Origin of the sequence: Paenibacillus sp. E194, assembly GCF_000935845.1 — a bacterium.
GTDB classification, from domain to species: Bacteria; Bacillota; Bacilli; order Paenibacillales; family Paenibacillaceae; genus Paenibacillus_B; species Paenibacillus_B alvei_B.
Genome location: NZ_JMDX01000017.1, coordinates 24338 through 43298 on the forward strand (window position 1 = coordinate 24338; position 18961 = coordinate 43298).

Consider the following 18961-nt stretch of genomic DNA (forward strand, 5'->3'; position numbering starts at 1 on the left):
TTCCGTTATTTTTGATAGATTTACGAGCATTCGTTCTTATACTCACTCGGTGTTACGCCCATATACTTCTTGAACACTTTAGAGAAATAGGTACGGTCTGAGTAACCTAGTGTCAGCGCAATCTGTTCCAGCGTATGCCCAGATGTCTTCAACATTTGTGAAGCAATGTTCATCTTATACTGATGTACATAATCCGTGAAATTGCTGCCAGTCATGCGTTTGAAATAGCGTGAGAAGTAACTTGGATTCAAATACAGATAGCGCGCAATATCAATAGAAGTAATACTATCAGCTAAATTTTGTTCGATATAATGTTGAATTTGCTGTAACTTAGGTTCATAGCTGCTAGCTAGTGTACCTCGCCCTTGTTTCCCCTGTTTATCGTTAGGCATAGCCATCGCTGTTAGCGTGCGTTCCGTTAATGCAAGCACATCAACAAGGGTTCGTGACTGCTCCATATAATTGAAGATTGCTTCATCGAGTCTTACCGAAGCTGCAATCGTCAGCTCGCGTAAGCATACTTGCAGCTCATGCATGAATGAAGCAGGTTCAATCATCCTTGCTTGAAAATGTTGCTTCATATTCCCAATAATACGTTGTATACCATCTATATCATGAATAGCTAGCGCCTGCTTCAGTTCAACTTTATAGTTGTCCAACTCCCCTGCAGGCAATTGCAGCCATGTTGATCCCATCGCCTGCTGGCGATCGGCAATCTGCATCGACTCCCCAACATAGAACTCATATTTATGGCGCAATAAGGAGTGATAACAAGTACCCATTTGCTTAAGTTGCAGCTTATCACTTACCGTGACGCTTACCATCTGCAATTTCATATATTGTGCAACTCGTTCTTTCAATTTTTGCAAATAGCTGTTGAAGTGCAACACGTTGTTATCTGCTAAATTATCATGATAGTTATACACAATGACAAGATGCTGTTGCTGCAAAAATGGTGTGATCCCTTCAAACTTGCGTGCTAATTCTTCCGCAATATTGTAGACGGCATAGCAAATTAACGATAACGATTGCTGTGAGTAATGTTCATCGTAACTAGCATATTGTACATGCACAAGACTGAGCATATACCAAGGACAGTTCCACCTTACTCCAATGCCAGCAGCATATTTAAGGATTTCGTCAACATTGGTTCGATCAAGCACACTCTGTAGTAAACCTTGTTTGAGCAACTGTTGATTGTAGCTTGAAGGTTGTACACTGACCGACGATGATTGTTTTTTCAGTAAGCGCAGCGACTTATGCAAACTTTGTTGCAACTGCTCTTCTGTTAACTGATCTTTAATTAAATAATCGTCAGCTTGAAGCTTAAGCGCTTGTCTCGCGTAGTTGAAGTCTTCATGACAGGTTAAGAAAATGACGCGCACGTCAGGTTTGAGTTGGCGAAACTGTTCTGCTAACTCAATCCCATTCTTCTGCGGCAATCCAATATCTGTTATCACAATATCTGGAACGGTCTGCTGAAACAGGTGTACTGCTTTTACGCTGGAATAGGTGGCAGCTACCACTTTCAACTGTAATTGTTCCCAATCAATCATTTGCTGCAATAGCTTGAGCATTGGCACATCATCATCAATAAGCATCACTTTGTATATCACTGGTGGTCCCCCCGCTTGATGTCACTGGAATCTGCATTCGTGCCGTTATACCGTCATACCTGTTAGGAGCAAAAGAAAGCGTAGCCTCTGAACCAAAAGATAGTTTCAAGCGTTGAGCAACATTAACCAATCCGACCCGCTTATAACTTGGATCAGGTTCATCACTGCAACGTAACACACGTTCATTCAGGCGATGCAACAAAGACTCATCCATACCTGCTCCGTTGTCGGCAACCTCAATGACGATGGTATCCGCGTCCTGATAGACGGAGATCCAAATTTGAGATTGCTGGCGCCCACTATCATTGCCCTCTATATCTACATCAGTATCGACAAACCCATGTAAAATTGCATTTTCAACTAACGGTTGTAGTAATAACTTTGGAAACTTAAGCATCTGCAATTGCGGCTCTACATTGACTTGCAGTTGGATTGGAATATCACTGCGCATTTGCATAATATCAATGTAGTGACCCATTAACTCACACTCTTCTTGCAGTGTTGCAAGTGCATTGAAATTCATATAGGCACGCAGTAAGCTCATTAAAGAGTCAATCATGCCGCTATGCAGGCGATCTTTCTGCAACATTAGGCTGCACTTAATTGAGTTAAGCGTATTCAACAGAAAGTGGGGACGAATTTGCATAAACAGCGCCTCAAGCTCCAACACTCGTCTCTGCTCCTGTTGCCGTTCCATGTCATGAATGGACTGTTGCAGCTGATCCAACATCAAGTTAATCGTCTTGCTAACCGCTGCTAGCTCATCCTCTCCCTTAACTTGCAGCCTAACATCTAGCTTACCGTTGCCAAATTGTCCTGCAACCTGCTGTAATTGCTCAATTGGACGATGCAATCGTTTAGAGATCAGCAGTGCAAACAAAGAGAATATAATGACAAAAAGCATGACTTCAGCAGAACCGATATAAAGCGTCTTTGAAATGATGCCTCTAAACGTGTTGTTGCTCATCTCATACACAAGCTTCCACCCGTTTTTGCTCAGCACGACTTCCGAGCGCATTCGATCGTCCACCTTATTTGAATCGGATGCAAGCAATTGTGTTGAGCCAGCAATCCGGTCACCATGCTCATCCAAGAGAGCAACATCCCATGACTTCACAGATTGTAATGCTTTTTCGAAATAGGACTGTTCAATTCCAATCAGCAGCACGGCCGTATGCTCTTTACTAACGCGATCATAGATGACACGAGCAATATAATATTTACTAGCTCCCTTGTCCTCGAGTAGTCCTAACCACTGCAGCCTTTCTGGCTGCTGGAAATTAATTTTGCTATACAATTCAGGTAAATGTGGTAGGAGTTTCGCCGGTTCATCATCTCCTGAAGGGATAATAAACTGCTGGCGGTTAATTAAGTACATCTGCGTCTGCCTATTCAACGTTTTTGAATTGATAAGCGAAAATACAGCTTTGATTTGTGAGAAATTCTCATAGTCAGCATAACTATTTAAATGCTTCACATCAGCGAATCGACGTAAGCTAGTTTTGAAGCCTTCATCGTTTACAATGAAATGGGAGGCAAATGTAGCATCATCGATTGTTTTGCTAAATTCTGCACCGATTACGTTTAACATGTTCTCGTTCGTTGCATGCAGCTTATCCAGCATCGATTCTTTAATTAGATAAAAAGATTGCGCAGATACAGCAACCATCGGTACGATAATAAATAGCATGAAGGAAAGTAACATTCGTTTATAGTAAGTTAAATGGAACATGAGGTTAGCGTCACTTCCCTTCCTTCAATCCTTCATCATTTCCGTTACTGTTCAAGCCAAATCATCGACTTTCTCTTCCTATTTCTATTTACGCTCATACCAGTAGCCAGGAATACCGCGTGTAAGACGCATGAGCGCTTCCAAGTAGTAATAATCGCCCCAAATCATATAATCATCAGGGGACAAACCACCATGGACATAGTACGAGCCATGCTTAAGCAAACCTTCCGCTGCATCGTCACCAATCGTAGCATAGTTAGTAATCAGCGACTCCATACTGGTTGCCAACATCTTCTCGAAATAAGGACGATCGGGGTCAGCAGCATCCAAATGTGAGATAAGCTCTACCAGTCCGGCAGCTACAATCGCTGAAGCTGAACTATCGCGATACGTATCAGCCGTTACAGGCGCATTGAAATCCCAAAATGCAACACTGTCCTCAGGCAAATGCTCAAGGAAGTAGCGCGCCATACGCTTAGATGTCTCCAAAAATGCCGCATTTCCCGTATAACGATAGGAAAGTGCAAAGCCATATACGCCCCAAGCTTGCCCCCGCGTCCACGTCGAACCGTTGCTATAGCCCTGATGAGTCGCGCCGCCGATTGGAACCCCCGTCTCGGTATCGAAGAAGAAAGTATGGTACGAGCTATCATCTCCACGAACGATATAGCGCCGAGTTTTCTCTGCTTGGATTTCTGCAATTTCTCGATACTTTGGATCACCAGTCTGTTCGCTTGCCCAATACAACAATGGCAGATTAAGCAAACAGTCGATAATGATACGACCCGCTTCTTGCTCGTTATCTTTCGTTCCCCAAGCTTGAATGTATCCGCTTCCATCGCTCGTGTTACGCCAACGATTCAATAAATGATCAGCTGCATCCAGTGTCAACTCACGAGCACGATCATCGCCTGTTATGATCCACTGCGCTTTGGAAGACAAGCTAAACAGGAAGCCAATATCATGATGATCCAATACAACTTTTTGATCAAACCGCTGACGGAAACTAGCCACTGTAGCTTCTGCTGCCTGCCGATAACGTTCATCTTGTGAATATTCATAGCATAACCACAATATTCCCGACCAGAAGCCATTTGTCCAGTCGTTGTTATCATTCAGTTGATATTTTCCATTAAGGCTAACATGCGGAAACTGAGTTCCAAATTTATCAATATTGTTCAGCGTTTTCGCTAGAATATTTTCAATTGCTTGTGTGTAACGTTTATTTGCTTGTATGACCGTTGTTTGCGTTCCCTCTGTAGACATCTGCATTTCAGCCCTCTCCCAGAAAAATAACTTAATGCATTTCTTATGATAGCGGATACATTCCACAGAATGTACGCCTTAATTTGTGTGAAATGTGAACAATTTTGACTTTTTTGTTGTTTTCGCTTTCCTTCTATTTCACCTTAACCGTTGTCGTCTGCTCGTTATAGTGCACAATTACGCGATCCGATGTCAGCCTCACCTCAGGCAGCTGCGACTCACAACCAGCAGGAACTCCTGCCATCACACTAACTAATAAATGTGTCCCTGGCTGAAGTTCAGCTCGCAGTGCAGGCATCAGAGTACGTTCATAGAATACATTGGTGTTAGGCTCGGTACGAATCATCTCCGCTTGTGTGAATCCTCTAACCGTCTTGGCGATGGTGCTCCCGACAGGCGAATCGTAACTTGCCCAGCTTGTCTTCACTACGGCTGTATCGTCACTGCTAACCGTGGCGAACGGCGCTGAGAAACTGGCATCATAGGCAATTAAGGCGCGGCTAGTTTCCAGCTCGTGAATGCGTACATGGCTGTCACCACAAGGGATAATCGTACTGCGAATCGTAACTCCGACTTGCGGCTGCCAGTTATGTATAAGTCGATCTTCATGCAGCTCATAGCTCGAATCGAGCGGCTTATCACGAAAATGTACACCATCCTCACTAACAGCAAGCACACTATCAAAAGCACCTTCATAGTAGTAATAATTACTGCGCGGCACACTAAAGCCAAATACAGTCGAATAGGCAAATTTAGAGTACTTGGCGCAAGCGTGGTTCTGATAGCCAATAAATTGGCCTACCGGATACATAAGCACATGTTGTGAATGATGCGTATGTTCAATCAACGCCTTCATGCTCGGCAGCGGCAATCGGCCTGGTGATACCTCTTGCTCTACTTCCTCTGCCTGCCAATAAGGATGGTCATCCGAAACAGCAAGCAATAGGAAACTTTTGAATGCCCAATACGGGGAACCCGCACCGTTATAGCCCTCGCCCATCACCAAGTTCTGATAGTGATAGCCTACGCTTAGCACGCCATCTGTCGTAAAAATATCATGATTCATCCAGCTTCGCATATTGCGCGCATACAAACCTTTAATGACGCCCCATGGCAGAGCTTCAACATCGGCCAGCACAAGCGCGCTCCAGAAGCTTGCTTGCGCAAATCGATACGCTAGACTGCGACCAAAAGGAATCGCCTCTCCCTTGCTATCGAACCAATACTGATAGCTGCGCGCAAAAAGAATAGCCCGCTCTTTCAACCTAGCTGCCCGCTCCGGATCTTCATCCGCCATAAACGTAACGTAGATTAAACTATAATAATGGAACGCCCATGGGATGTAATAATCAAACTGCTGATCCACTCCGTCAAAATACCAGCCATCGCCAACATAGCAAGACTCAATCAGGGCAAAATCTTCTTCGATCTTCTCCTGAGAATACTTCATACCAAGCCGCTTCAGTGCCACATTCACTAAAATGCGAAAGAAGTGCCAGTTATTCGGTGCCAAACGGCGTTCATTAATTTGCCATAACCAGTCCGCCAAATGCTGCTGTTCTGTCTTCGAAAGAGTATCCCAAGTTTTGTGCGGTGCAAGCAGCAGTGTAGTCGCGATAGATGCCATCTCGACCAGCAGCTGATCTCCATCCATCGTCTTGCCATAATAATGCTCGCTGTGTGGGTTGCAACCCTCCGCTAGTCCACGCAACCATTGATGCTGAAGCTGCTCGTCATCATAATGAACGAGGAAGGGCCCCAATCCCCACAGGATTCTTAAGAATCCTTCGGCATCTCTTCGATTTTCGGTGTAGACCGTGCCGTGGCTTCCTAATGCTAAGTGTCCAGGCTGTTCTGCTAACCGTGACCTTAGCGGCTGCACTAACGTCAACAGGGCTTCCGCTACATCGTCACGATGATTCCAATGCATGCTACGTATTTTCTCCATCACGATTATTCACGCTTCCTTCAACAGTTTTCACAGCACAACAAACCTCATAACTCTCATCGTACACATCAGATAAATTACAAAGACTAACAGCAACGTACTCCTGTTAGTCTCTATATTTTCATCTTACTATTCGAAATTAAGGCTGCTTACCAATATAGGCAAGGATTCCACCGTCAACATATAAAACATGTCCATTGACAAAGTCACTAGCTGGCGAAGCTAAGAATACTGCAGGACCTGCTAAATCTTCCGTTTCTCCCCAACGCTCTGCAGGTGTCTTCGCAATAATAAAGGAATCAAACGGATGACGGCTGCCATCAGCTTGAAGTTCACGCAACGGCGCTGTTTGCGGCGTGGCAATGTAGCCTGGTCCGATACCATTACACTGGATGTTATATTTGCCATACTCAGAAGCGATATTGCGGGTTAGCATCTTGAGGCCGCCTTTGGCAGCAGCATAAGCAGACACCGTTTCCCGTCCTAATTCACTCATCATCGAGCAAATATTAATAATTTTTCCGCCACCTTTTTTAATCATTCCTGGAATAACCGCTTTGGAAACAATAAATGGTCCGTTCAAGTCAATATCAATGACTTCACGGAACTCTTCCGCAGTCATTTCTATCATTGGAATCCGCTTAATAATGCCAGCATTGTTGACAAGAATATCAATGACTCCTACTTCCGCTTCAATCTGTTGCACCATCGCTTGTACACCTTGCTCGTCGGTCACGTCGCATACATATCCGTGTGCCTCAATGCCGACTTCCTTATAAGCAGCTATACCGCGCTCTACTCCTTCTGGCTTACGGTCATTAAATACAATTTTTGCACCCGCACGCGCCATAGCGCTTGCCAATTCGAATCCGATCCCGTACACTGCACCTGTTACGAGAGCGACTTTACCATCAAGGCGAAAACGATCTACCGAAAATTGTGACATTATAATACTCCCTTCTCTATATACCATATCTATTCATCTATCTACTTTAGATCGTCCATAGCGACCATATCCATATCGGTATATGTGATATTCTCGCCGCACATTGCCCAAATAAACGTATAGTTGCTAGTGCCAACGCCAGTGTGAATGGACCAGCTTGGACTGATAACCGCTTGCTCATTGCCAACTACGAGATGCTTCGTCTCATCAGGTTTGCCCATGAAATGAAATACCTTGTTGTTACTTTCCAAATCGAAGTATACATACGCTTCCATGCGTCGCTCATGCGTGTGGCATGGCATCGTATTCCAAGCGTTGCCTTCTTCTAGATGCGTATAGCCCATTTGCAACTGGCATGACTGACACACATTCGGATGAATGTACTGATAAATTTTGCGCTTATTCATTGTGTTATCAGCACCTGTCTCCATTGGCTTAATGTTATCAATGGAAATACGTACATTCGGATATTTGTGATGAGCCGGGCTAGAAGCAATATAGAATTTCGCTGGATTACTAGCATCTGCACTAGCAAACAATACTTCTTTCGTCTCTTTACCGATATAATAGCCATCCTGATTGTTCATCGATTCGCGTACACCATCAATCGTAATAAACCCAGGACCACCTATATTAATGACACCTAGTTCACGGCGCTCTAGAAAATACTCAACACCCAAATCTTTATTAAGCTTAATCTCCAACTGCTCTTTCGTAGGTGTTACGCCACCAAAAATCAAACGGTCATTATGCGAGTAAGTCAAGCGAATTTCACCGGGAACAAACACCTGCTCCACTAGAAACTCCTTGCGCAATTCTTCTGTTGTCATGCGTGCGATCGATTGTGGCGCATACGCGTAGCGCGTCTCCATAGTTTGCATTTTTTCTAATTCCTCCCGATTTCATAGACTTGGAATCATCACAATAAACAATGCGATCATTCGATATTGGATCTACAACAATCATAGTGAATGCACCCAACAATAGTAAGTCAATTATTTTGCTCGATTGTGAACAATTTTGACTTTCTTGCCTATTTAACTATCTTGTTTCCTTTTTATGTTAAATCGAAAAAATGACCTACGCTAAGCTTGCTGTAACCATAGCTCCAAGCGGGATATCCAGCTGATACGTATGTGGCGCGGGCTGTGTTACTGCCACTGCCATTGATGGCTTACCAGTGCAAAAAGTAAGCGGAACCGTACTATAAATAACACAAGGCTTACCAAGCGTAGACGTTATCTGCGCCTGCTGCAGCTTGCCTGCCTGCCAAGCAATATCAATGGTAAATCCACCGCGGGCACGTAAGCCAGTAACATGACCCTTCCGCCATGCAAGCGGAAGAGCTGGCAGTAACCGGATTTCATCCCCGTGCGACTGCAATAGCATCTCTTGCATCGCTGCTGCTCCACCAAAGTTGGCATCAATTTGGAATGGAGGATGGTCGCCGAACAAGTTCGAGTGTACCGCTTTGCTTAATAGATTGCGTAAACTCAGATGTGCCTGTTCCCCTTCATCCAGCCTAGACCAGAAGTTTGCAATCCACGCTTGACTCCAGCCCGTATGTCCTCCACCATGGGCTAGGCGCCGCTGCAGCGTGAACTTCGCAGCCTGTCCAAGTTCAGGACTGCGATGAGGAATGATCTGTTCCCCTGGATGCAAAGCGAATAGATGAGAAATATGGCGATGCCCCAGCTCTACTTCCTCATAATCAACCGCCCACTCCATAATTTGTCCATGGCGTCCGATTTGCGGCTGTGGCAGCTTACTGCGTACTTGCTTCCACTGTGCCAATAAATCTTTGTCCTCTTGGCACACCTGTTCCATATACCCTTCATCCAGTTGCAACAACTCACCAGCACGGATGCATGCTGTAAACAACGCATACAAAATTTGCGAGTCCATCGATGGACCATAGCATAGCGCCCCGACTTCCCCCTGTTCACTACGATATGAGTTTTCTGGTGATAGTGATGGTACGGTCACCAGCTGTCCTGATGGCAACTCCAATAAGAAGTCTAAGAAAAATAACGACGCTTCTTTCAACACGGGATACGCACGTTCGCGCAAGAACGAAAGTGAGCCGTTATAACAATAGTGCTCCCACATATGCAGCGCAATCCATGCGCCACCCATCGGCCACATATTGGCGCTCACATATTCACCGTAAATGCCTGTATCCGCCCACAGGTTGCTGCTCGTGTGAGCAACAAATCCGCGTGCACCATAAATGTTGCGCGCAGTTTGGCGTCCATTGATGACTAAGCGTTCAATAAAATCAAATAGCGGCATGTGACATTCCGCTAAATTCCCCGTCTCGGCAAGCCAGTAGTTCATTTGCAAGTTAATGTTAAGATGATAGTCTGATTCCCATGGAGGAGTAAAACTATCGTTCCAAATCCCTTGCAAGTTAGCTGGTAGAGTTCCCGGTCTGGAGCTGGCAAGCAGTAAATAACGCCCGTACTGATAAAACAGCGCCTCCAGCCCATTATCAGCGGCACCTTGCCGGTATCGTTCTAGTCGCTGCGACGTGGACAAGCATTGCTGTCTAGTAATCTTCTGCTGTGGCTCAGTTCTTTCTCCTTCCTCCGCTTCCAAATCCAACGTCACACGGTTAAACAGCGGCTTATAATCATCCAAGTGCCGCTGCTTCAATGTCTCATATGGCACTTTTGCTGCCTGTTTTGCCTGTTGACAAGCAACAGCATAAGCATCAGCACAGCGAAATGAGGTCTGCGCTGCAACAATAAGCGTGACTGCACGAGCTTGGCGAATATCAAGATAACTGCCCGCCGTCTGACACTGTCCACCCTCAACTACTGCCCGCAACACAACGGCATAATGTACGCCATCTGCTCCTACTTTTCCTTGCATGGCAATAGCCTGTCCATCATCTGTCTGAACGATTTCACCCGTGAATGGTCTACGGTCGAATTTAGCTGCAAAGGTTAAGCCTGCGGCATCGGTCGTAGTCATCCGGATTACCAGCACTTGATCAGCGGCACTAGAAAATATCTCACGGCTATACTGAATTGCCTCTTTCTGAGCTTCACCCGTTGCCTTAGTTACCGTTGCCGTACTTCCTTCCTCAGCATGCCGTCCCACTTCATAATTTACCTGAACCAAAGCATTATCCAAGTCTAGCTCACGACAATAATGATTGATTGCATGAACATCTATATCCGTATCAAAATCCAAGAACAAGTTGCCTAATGTCTGATAAGGGTGGAAATATTGCGGTACGTTCGTCATATGCTTCAACACTAACTTTTCTGCCTTGCGCACGTTACCCTGCAGCAACAAGTTTTTAATTTCCGGCAATGCCGCTTGCGCTGCTCTGTTATCGTTATCCCTGGAACCACCATACCAAATCGAATCTTCATTCAATTGAATCTGCTCGCGCAGTATCCCACCATATACAACGCCCCCTAAGCGCCCGTTGCCGATTGGAAATGCTTCCGTCCATTTGCTAGCCGCTGTCCGTTCAAGCAAGTAATAATTGTTTATATGATTCATTAAGCTACCCTCATTTCTTTACAGAATCCTGTGTAATAGCTCGTATCCCCAATACTGTACTTCGCACCATTATATCGACATTCCACCTAAAAATAGATGCACTTTTATGACCATGTGTGTGTCGCTTTTTGACTCGTACGCTTCAGTTGCTTCCATCATGATCAATTCGAATTGCAACAGCCTATACTCGTCACTCTACTTTGCTGGTCATGATGCACAAAAAAATCGGACGATTCATACATGCTGAATCGTCCGATCCTCGTATATTATTTCGAATATTTTATATCTCTTTTGCCTGACGATAGGCATTTACATAAGCGGCAGCTTTCTTCCGAATCAACGAGAAATCTTTGTTCTTAACTGCTTCATTCGTCAAATCGGAGCCGATCCCTACCGCTACCGCTCCGGCTTTCACCCATTCACCTAGGTTATCCAACGATACACCGCCGGTTGGCATAATGTTAGCCTGCGGCAATGGGCCTTTGATCGCCTTGATTACGGATGGCTCATACAGGTTGCCTGGGAACAGCTTGACGATATCGGCTCCAAGCTCAAGCGCTTCATTAATTTCCTTAATGGTCATCGTTCCTGGCATAACCGGTACGCGATATCGGTTGCACATGGTTACGGTCTCAGCGCTAAGGAACGGGGACACTACGAATTGGGCGCCGCTGAGAATCGCCGCGCGTGCCGTTTCAGCATCCAGCACGGTCCCTACGCCAATAATCGCATAAGTAGATTCATCCGACGAATCCCATTTATAGGTTTGAGCTAATTTTTCAATCGCTTTCAATGCAAACGGAACCGTCATCGTAATCTCTATCACTTTAATTCCACCGCGTATCGCTTCCTCGGCCATTGCAACAACTTCTTCTGCCGTTTCTCCGCGAAGTACAGCAACGACACCTTCCTGCATAATCTTCTGAATAATCTGCATTTTCTTCATATCGTTCTCCACTCCCATCGCTTTTTCACTTTCATCGGACATTCATTTCCGTTCACAAAACGCGTTATCGTTCAACATGCATCTTACCGGCTAGCAATCGCTCGATTTGTGCTCCACTAGGGAGACCTTCCCAATCGCCAACCGTCTGGATTACCTGCGAGCCTATCAAATTACCGAGACGAACCGCCTCTTCAAGGCTATATTCCCGCAGCAAACCAGCTAGAAATCCAGCGCAGAAGCCATCTCCAGCTCCTACCGTATCGACTACATGATCAACCTTATAGTAAGGAACTGATGACAGTTTGCCGTTCTCCAGAATATAGGTTTTGTCCTCGCCACCTTTAATAATGCTTACAGCGGACAACTCACCGAGCTTGGCAACGATCTCATCCATCGATTCCGTCTCATACAGCAGTTTCAATTCATCTAATCCCGGTAAGAAATAATCCGCTTTTAGCACCAATGGCAACAGAACCTTTTGGGCTGCATTTACATCCCATAGCTTCAAGCGCAAATTCGGATCGAAGCTCACTTTGACTCCGTGCTGCTTCGCGATGTCCATCGCTGCCGCCACCGTCTCCGCGCAGGTTGTACTTAACGCAGGTGTGATTCCGGTAACATGCAAAATCTTTGCTCCAGCAATATATTCCTCATCCAAATGCTCAGGTGTCATTTTACTAGCCGCCGATAGCTTGCGGTAATAATAAACAGAGCTTCTTCCACCCGCATTCTCTCGAATCATTAGTCCTGTTGGAGCCTCATCTGTGAATGAAGTGCGTGTAACATCTACGCCTTCTCCCCGAACCATCTTATAAATCCGCTGCCCAAACGGATCATCTCCAAGCCTGCCGCACCAGCCTGCAGAATGTCCAAGCCTTGACAACCCGATTGCTACATTCGTCTCAGCTCCGCCAAAGGATGGCGTCAAATTCGATGTGTATTCTAGACCTTTTCCTCCCTCGGCGATCAATAAGGCCATACTTTCCCCGAAGGTGACCACTTCCGGATGAGCATTTCGATTATTCATTCATCTTCACCACCCTGAATTTGACTATTGTACACTTCGAATGAGGACAAATTTGGCCACCAGCGCGAGCCAGTGATTACAAGACGCAAGCGACTGCTGCTTATGGCTGGAAAATGACAAATTCGCTTGTGACCGATAATCGTACCATTCAGAATTGGCTGCCATGCCCCTGTACCTGCTGCTGTATCCGTACTTTCCTCTGCAGCCTCAGCATCATCGGGTTGCCAATACTCCAAGCTGAAACGCTCAATCCTCTGCGTATAGCGATACTCCTGCAGTACGATATGGTCGAACGTCTGCACTGTTCCTAAGTCGACAGTGATACTCGCCACCTCTGTACCTTGCTCAGGAGCCCAAAATGTATCTCGATTGCCATCCAATACATTGGCAGCTTCATGTCTAGCCATCGCTTCACTAGCCGTAGCAGCAGCATCGCGCGCTACATTCGTCTCAAACGTATTGCGAATCCAAGCCCCGAGCTCCTCTAACCGCTGCACATCATTCTCGTGGAGCAGACCACGCGTATCGGCAGGAATATTAAGCAAGAGCGTAGCATTGCCTCCGACCGAACCATAGTACACATGCCGCAGCTCATCCAGCGACTTGACTTGATCATCTTGACTCGCATGATAGAACCATCCCGGACGAATCGACGTATCCACTTCCGCTGGATACCAGACAAGCTCCGATACGTTGGCGATAATGTCGCGGCTACCCAAGTCTTCATCCTCTGAAGTGAAACGCTTGGCGAATTCAGCATTATCTTCCTGCTGTGAATTTTCCTGAATTCTCTCCTTATTCTGCAGCTGCGCAGGTACTACGCTCCACTCCGACTTGCGACAATGCCCCGCCTCATTGCCACACCAGCGCACATCCGGTCCACAAACCGAAATACTCGCTTCTGGCTGCAATTCACGAATCAGTGCATAGTAGCCATTCCAATCATATATTTGCCGTTTGCCGTTAGGACCTTCACCACAAGCCCCATCAAACCACACACAGAAAATATCCCCATACCTTGTCAACAGCTCGCGCAGTTGATTGGTAAAGTACTCATTATAAGCTGGCGAATCCCCATAACACGGCTCATGACGATCCCAAGGCGATAAATAAATCCCAAACTTCAACCCGCCTTCACGACAAGCATCTGCCACCTCACGAACGACATCACCCTTGCCATCTTTCCATGGGCTATTCTTCACCGAATGCTCTGTATACTCACTCGGCCACAAACAAAAACCATCGTGATGCTTACAAGTCAGAATCAGCCCTTTCATCCCTGCGGCCATACAAGCACGCACCCACTGCCGTGCATCCAACTGTGTCGGGTTAAAAATATCCGGCTGCTCCTGCCCACTGCCCCATTCCTGATCCGTAAACGTATTTACTGTAAAATGTACAAAAGCATAGAACTCCATCTCTTGTATCGCCAACTGCCGCTCAGTCGGCCGCACCAACGCTGCCGCTTTAACTTGCTCTGTTCTTATAACTCCACTGCTGTTCATAACCATTTCCCCCCTCTCATTTTTCCCTTCGCAACATTTTGAAAAATATAAAAAGATATAATACATATCTATATAGAAATTAAAAACCTAACCTAACTTAGGCTAATAATAGCAAATCAAAGATAGGTAGAAACACGCATTATTTATATATATATATGCAATATTTTGACCTTAACATCGAAAGCCAAGATCCTAAAAATCGGACCTTGGCTTTCGATTGGTTATTTTAACCTCTACTAACTGTAAACTGGAAATATCTTCATATAACCTCAAGCCTGCTGGGAAGTCACCTTCACTTAGATGATACAGTTTGGCACCTACTTAAGTCGGTGACCTTAAGACGTGTCTATTGCGGATGGCTTGAATAGACAGCATCTCTTATTTCAAATCATTTAACATGCCTAGAATCAAAGTAACTGCTTCAGCTCTGGTTGCAGCAGCATTAGGATTGAATTTACCATCTCCATTTCCTTTAATCAGGCCTGCTTCTTCTGCAGTTGCTACATAAAGCTTAGCCCAGCCTGGCACTTGATCTGCATCTGTAAACGTCAGAGTTGCATTTGGATGTACTTCAAGGCCCCGTGCACGAACAATCATTACAACGAGTTCACTTCTGGTGATATCTTTATTCGCACGGAATGTACCATCTTCATATCCTGAAATATATCCTGCTTTAGCAAGTGCTTGAATGTATGGCTGTGCCCATACTGGCGTTTGACTTTGATCCGCAAAAATAAACCCTGTATTTACTGGTTCCAACTTTAGCGCTCTAGCTAACATTGCTGAAATCTCACCGCGAGTTATCGTACCATTCGGCCTGAAGGTTCCATCCTCATAGCCACTTACAAAACAAAGTTCAACTGATTTTTCAATGGAAGCCTTAGCCCAATGATCTGCGATATCCGACAAATCTATCTTAGGGGACACCGGATCAGTAGGTTTCACTGGATTCACTGGTTCAGTTGGTTTAGGTTTAGGTGTTGGTGTCGGCAATGTTGGTGTTGGATCCGGTGATGGCGTCGATCCGCCTCCTACCTGTGTATCGTCTTTATACGTTGCTGTTACTTTAACTGCTTCACCTGGCATGATAAACGTATACATGTTGGTATTCGTTGTATCTTGGGTTAACGTCAAGCTTGCTGGCGTAACGATCCACTTGTCGAACGCTTTACCCATAGGTGTATCCAGTGCTACCGTTACGGTCTCACCTTTCTTCGCAGTCTGTTTATCTGCTGTTGCACCTTCCGCGGTTACAATGTGGGTCTTTCCGAGATCAAATGTTGCCGTGTACGTCTTGCCAAGCGATCCCGAAGTGTTGACTTCAATGCTAACTCCATCTTGTATCGGTGTAACTTTCATCCCGGTATCTGCAGTTAGCAATGTCAAGTTCGGTTGATGGACTTCAATCGTTACTGTGTTTTGCTTTTGCGTTGGATCGGATATCGCAATTGTCATTTCGCCACTGTCTTCTTTCATGATGACAGTAGCTGCGGATTTAGCTTGGATGCTTCCTGCAGTATCCGCACTCCAGAAATTCGCTGCGGTGATGCCAAGCTGCGTATTGCTAACAGCCTGTACGGTTGATGTATTGCTTAGCACTTTGATTGCTGATTGTTCACTATAAGCTTGTGTTTGTGCCGTTGTCTTACCCGGAAGCAACACATATTCGTAACTAGCTGCTTGTGGATTATTCCCATGATCAAAGGCAATGCTTGCATAGTTGCGTGTCAGCTTATCTTTCGATTGACCGTTGTTAATCTCAGACCACGAGCCTGTTCTCGCCTCGCGTACGACATGCAGTGTGGGTGCTGTTGGGAAGTAATAGCCCATATCCGCACCAGAACCTGCACCATTGCCCGCCAAGTGCGCCCAGTTCACATCGTTAATATCTGCTGCATAATCCAATGCTGTAGGCACCTGTTCACCGTTAATCACAAATGCGTTATCTCCGCTGCTATTCAACTTGCGATTATCAACAATCGTTTCTACTGATTTTGTAGCGGCCGATGTTTTGCTAATATCTGTACCGAGGGCAACAATTTCATCATCGAACATAAACCATGATTTCTTACCACTTAAATCGCTGCCCGTTACTTTCGTTAATGAGAAATCCATGCCACTTGCACTATATGAATGATCTAGTGTCGCACCGCCAACATGACTTTTCGTATTGTAATAGTACGCCCATTCGCCCGGCATCTTTCCTTCTCCAGAACCGTCTGTTGTCGTGCCTGGCAAACGGAAACTATTAACCGTTGCCCAAAATCCATCGCGATATTGCAATAAGTCATCGTTATAGATATAGGTCATGCCAAGACCAGTATCCCAACCTTTTACATTTTCTTTATTGCCCATTTCAAAGGCAGAAATGCGGTCTGAGAACATACTTAGCCCAAAAGCGTAGTTCGGACGATGATGCGCGACACGGGCCATACCGTTGAACATATAACTGCGCGACAATTCACCGCGCGGTGCGACAGTATCATCGTTCATCACTTTCTTCAACAACATCACACTATAAATCGGCAAGCCTCTATAGTAATCATCAAAGGTTGTATCCTTGCTTACCCATTCCTTAACCATACTGCGAATATTAGCACTAACCTCTGGTGGTGCACCCTCAGCTAAACTTGCTAAAGCTACAATCGTACCGCGAGCCGTACCCGAGTCTTTTCTGGAGATCCCCCGCCCGTTAACCATATCCATGTACAGCCCTTTGTAAATAACCGGTTCGAATGTATCACTTACCCACTTATAAATGTTAGCCACACGTGGATCAGTCACAGGCCATGGTGAAGTGTTGAGCAAATAAGTGATGTCCGCCGTGCGGCTGAGCCAGACTGCACCATAGCCAGCAGTGTAAGCGATATTCGCATGCTGCACCAGTGAACCATCCTCATATACACCATCACCTTTTGTGACATAATTAAACTCTGAACCGATCGAATCCCGTCCTTGCGTAATTTTAGCGCTATTTCTACCAATTACGCCGCGCAAAGTTACAACAAGCGCTTTGTCCAGCAAATTGCCACCGGTCTCGATCACGGAGCTATTTTGCACCCGCTTTGTTGGGTTAGGACAATACTTATCAATTGTCCGCATGAAGTTGCCTATTTGCTGATCGTTCAACTCATCATACATAAGGATCAGACAATCATTTAACAGCTGCGGTGCACCGATTTCAAATCCCCACCAGCTGCTGGCGCTGCTGTAGGATAAACGCTCGTTATAACGCTTAGCGTACATCCAATCCAGAGCTCCTATAATTGCATCCCGCAACTGTGGATCGTGATAGAAACGGGAAGCCTCTGTACTGTAAGCGATTGCAATTGTTTTAATACGAGTAAACTCGCTAACGATGTTGTTGGCATGCTGCTCCTTCGTGTCCACGTTATCGACAAGATCCGACCATAAGTATTTGCGGCTGCTATCATTAGCACTAAGTGTATCGAGATAACCCGTCTTAGCGGCATTGGATACACTATTGTCCATCTCAGCTACTAGTGCCTGAATAGCGAGATCAGAAGCGAGGTTATCGTCTACAGCTCCTACTAACTTCTGCTTCCAGCGCGTACGCAATTGGTCGTAAGCAGCTGCTGTTTCTGTGGAGTCTACACCAATGTTACTTTGTGCCTTTATCATCTGGTCTTCTGTTGCAACAGTGATTGTTGCTACACCCGCAGCAACTGCTGTTACATTACCATCTTGATCAACAGTAGCTACGTTCTCATCACTAGTACTCCATATTACTTTGGGAGATGGAAGATTTTTTGGAGTGACGGTTAATGTGAGCGGCTTCGTCTCTCCAACCGTCATCATCGTTGCCGTCGGTTCAAGCGCTAACCCCGTTATGCCGTCATATTCCTCCAGCCGAATGTTATCAAACCACACTTTGCCGGTGCTATTTTCTAAAAACAATTCAACAAAAAATTTGGCACCACCAGCCGGCACCGTTATAAAAACTTGCTGCATCGTCCAATCGTTCGTACCATACACCTTCGTTGAAGTAGGTCCATCTATTAATTTTGTGTTAGAAGGATTCAGCACAGAAGTGCGGAAATAAGCGCCGCTGCCACCTGCAATATTTTCGGTTTTATACCACACTTGCAAGCGGTACGATTTGCCTGCTGCAACAGGTGCCTTAGCATTAATTGACACGCGGCTTGTTTGAGAAGCATCAATCAGCATCGATTGCTGACCACTATAAGAATGATAGGTAGCAACCGTTACACTTACTGTCCTACCAGTTGGTTTACCAGAACCTACAGGAATCCATGTGTCCCAATTAACAGGTACAGGGTTCGTATCCGTATATTGAGTCCAAGTACCGCTCGGCGCTGCAGTTGATTCGAAATCACCATTCGGAAATAAATTATTTACATTTGATGACATCGCTACACCTGTGCCAACAGGCAAGAACGTGACTACTATCGCAACTACTAGTAACAAACTTAGTATT

11 protein-coding genes are annotated in these 18961 nt (G+C 45.5%); all 11 read right to left on the reverse strand.

Annotated elements, in window-relative coordinates; translation table 11 throughout:
- Positions 1–20 precede the first annotated feature (20 nt).
- Entirely contained in the window at positions 21–1616 is a 1596-nt protein-coding gene (locus tag AZ66_RS04095; protein WP_052648376.1) for a response regulator transcription factor, read from the reverse strand.
- The gene (locus tag AZ66_RS04100; RefSeq protein WP_231586722.1) at positions 1591–3207 is read right to left on the reverse strand and encodes a sensor histidine kinase; all 1617 of its coding nucleotides are present in this window, start codon (positions 3205–3207) and stop codon (positions 1591–1593) included. Before AZ66_RS04100 ends, AZ66_RS04095 begins: the two co-directional genes overlap by 26 nt.
- A gap of 225 nt (positions 3208–3432) precedes the next feature.
- Positions 3433–4614, reverse strand: a complete 1182-nt coding sequence (locus tag AZ66_RS04105; protein WP_044353707.1) for a glycoside hydrolase family 88 protein — start codon at positions 4612–4614, stop codon at positions 3433–3435.
- Between the two features lie 133 nt (positions 4615–4747).
- Positions 4748–6544, reverse strand: coding sequence for a DUF2264 domain-containing protein (locus tag AZ66_RS04110; RefSeq protein WP_044353698.1), 1797 nt, complete (start codon positions 6542–6544; stop codon positions 4748–4750).
- Between the two features lie 157 nt (positions 6545–6701).
- Complete coding sequence (locus AZ66_RS04115; RefSeq protein ID WP_021262976.1) at positions 6702–7508, reverse strand: gluconate 5-dehydrogenase; 807 nt, start codon at positions 7506–7508, stop codon at positions 6702–6704.
- A gap of 41 nt (positions 7509–7549) precedes the next feature.
- The gene (gene kduI / locus AZ66_RS04120) at positions 7550–8380 is read right to left on the reverse strand and encodes a 5-dehydro-4-deoxy-D-glucuronate isomerase (RefSeq protein ID WP_152523895.1); all 831 of its coding nucleotides are present in this window, start codon (positions 8378–8380) and stop codon (positions 7550–7552) included.
- Between the two features lie 208 nt (positions 8381–8588).
- Positions 8589–11024 (reverse strand): glycoside hydrolase family 95 protein, encoded by a 2436-nt coding sequence (locus AZ66_RS04125; RefSeq protein ID WP_044353699.1) that lies wholly within the window; start codon positions 11022–11024, stop codon positions 8589–8591.
- Positions 11025–11304: 280 nt separating this feature from the next.
- Positions 11305–11970: a bifunctional 2-keto-4-hydroxyglutarate aldolase/2-keto-3-deoxy-6-phosphogluconate aldolase gene (locus AZ66_RS04130; RefSeq protein WP_044353700.1), complete on the reverse strand. Its 666-nt coding sequence runs from the start codon at positions 11968–11970 to the stop codon at positions 11305–11307.
- Positions 11971–12034: 64 nt separating this feature from the next.
- A complete protein-coding gene (locus AZ66_RS04135; RefSeq protein ID WP_044353701.1) occupies positions 12035–12997 on the reverse strand; it encodes a sugar kinase in 963 nt (320 codons plus the stop codon).
- On the reverse strand, positions 12994–14508 hold the full coding sequence (locus AZ66_RS04140) for an alpha-L-fucosidase (protein WP_044353702.1): 1515 nt from the start codon (positions 14506–14508) through the stop codon (positions 12994–12996). The genes AZ66_RS04135 and AZ66_RS04140 overlap by 4 nt, the downstream gene beginning before the upstream one ends.
- Before the next feature lie 372 nt (positions 14509–14880).
- A partial coding sequence (locus AZ66_RS29620) for a polysaccharide lyase family 8 super-sandwich domain-containing protein (RefSeq protein ID WP_156159892.1) occupies positions 14881–18961 on the reverse strand: 4081 nt, incomplete at its 5' end.

Coding starts and splice junctions, on each gene's coding strand:
- AZ66_RS04105 (WP_044353707.1), bottom strand. CDS start 4,614: ATGTCTACAGAGGGAACGCAAACAACGGTCATACAAGCAAATAAACGT.
- AZ66_RS04130 (WP_044353700.1), bottom strand. CDS start 11,970: ATGAAGAAAATGCAGATTATTCAGAAGATTATGCAGGAAGGTGTCGTT.
- kduI (WP_152523895.1), bottom strand. CDS start 8,380: ATGGAGACGCGCTACGCGTATGCGCCACAATCGATCGCACGCATGACA.
- AZ66_RS04115 (WP_021262976.1), bottom strand. CDS start 7,508: ATGTCACAATTTTCGGTAGATCGTTTTCGCCTTGATGGTAAAGTCGCT.
- AZ66_RS04110 (WP_044353698.1), bottom strand. CDS start 6,544: ATGCATTGGAATCATCGTGACGATGTAGCGGAAGCCCTGTTGACGTTA.
- AZ66_RS04135 (WP_044353701.1), bottom strand. CDS start 12,997: ATGAATAATCGAAATGCTCATCCGGAAGTGGTCACCTTCGGGGAAAGT.
- AZ66_RS04140 (WP_044353702.1), bottom strand. CDS start 14,508: ATGGTTATGAACAGCAGTGGAGTTATAAGAACAGAGCAAGTTAAAGCG.
- AZ66_RS04125 (WP_044353699.1), bottom strand. CDS start 11,024: ATGAATCATATAAACAATTATTACTTGCTTGAACGGACAGCGGCTAGC.
- AZ66_RS04100 (WP_231586722.1), bottom strand. CDS start 3,207: ATGTTAAACGTAATCGGTGCAGAATTTAGCAAAACAATCGATGATGCT.